This is a genomic window from Staphylococcus sp. GDY8P72P, assembly GCF_016890655.1.
Lineage (GTDB): Bacteria > Bacillota > Bacilli > Staphylococcales > Staphylococcaceae > Staphylococcus > Staphylococcus arlettae.
On sequence record NZ_JAFEQJ010000051.1, the window covers coordinates 1 to 1,037 of the forward strand.

Genomic DNA, 1,037 nt, shown 5'->3' on the forward strand with positions numbered 1-1,037 from the left:
TTGTTAATTTGTTTATATCTGAAATAGTTCATACAGAAGACTCCTTTTTGTTAAATTTATACTATAAATTCTACTTTGCAACAGAACCTTCATATTTATCAGAGCTCGTGCTATAATTATACTAATTTTATAAGGAGGAAAAAATATGGGCATTTTTAGTATTTTTGTAATCAGCACAGTTCATTATCAACCAAACAAAAAATAAGTGGTTATAATGAATCGTTAATAAGCAAAATTCATTACCAAATTAAAGAGGGTTATAATGAACGAGAAAAATATAAAACACAGTCAAAACTTTATTACTTCGAAACATAATATAGATAAAATAATGACAAATATAAGATTAAATGAACATGATAATATCTTTGAAATCGGCTCAGGAAAAGGCCATTTTACCCTTGAATTAGTACAAAGGTGTAATTTCGTAACTGCCATTGAAATAGACCATAAATTATGCAAAACTACAGAACATAAACTTGTTGATCACGATAATTTTCAAGTTTTTAACAAGGATATATTGCAGTTTAAATTTCCTAAAAACCAATCCTATAAAATATTTGGTAATATACCTTATAACATAAGTACGGATATAATACGCAAAATTGTTTTTGATAGTATAGCTAATGAGATTTATTTAATCGTGGAATACGGGTTTGCTAAAAGATTATTAAATACAAAACGCTCATTGGCATTACTTTTAATGGCAGAAGTTGATATTTCTATATTAAGTATGGTTCCAAGAGAATATTTTCATCCTAAACCTAAAGTGAATAGCTCACTTATCAGATTAAATAGAAAAAAATCAAGAATATCACACAAAGATAAACAGAAGTATAATTATTTCGTTATGAAATGGGTTAACAAAGAATACAAGAAAATATTTACAAAAAATCAATTTAACAATTCCTTAAAACATGCAGGAATTGACGATTTAAACAATATTAGCTTTGAACAATTCTTATCTCTTTTCAATAGCTATAAATTATTTAATAAGTAAGTTAAGGGATGCATAAACTGGGTTCTGTTGCAAAGTAAAA

General features: G+C 26.1%; 2 protein-coding genes. Both read left to right on the forward strand.

Annotated features, from left to right (window positions below; genetic code table 11):
• Positions 1 to 145: 145 nt before the first annotated feature.
• Positions 146 to 205 (forward strand): 23S rRNA methylase leader peptide ErmCL, encoded by a 60-nt coding sequence (gene ermCL / locus JVU85_RS13815; protein WP_002497446.1) that lies wholly within the window; start codon positions 146 to 148, stop codon positions 203 to 205.
• Positions 206 to 262: 57 nt separating this feature from the next.
• Positions 263 to 997, forward strand: a complete 735-nt coding sequence (erm(C), locus tag JVU85_RS13820) for a 23S rRNA (adenine(2058)-N(6))-methyltransferase Erm(C) (RefSeq protein ID WP_014158488.1) — start codon at positions 263 to 265, stop codon at positions 995 to 997.
• Positions 998 to 1,037: the final 40 nt, after the last annotated feature.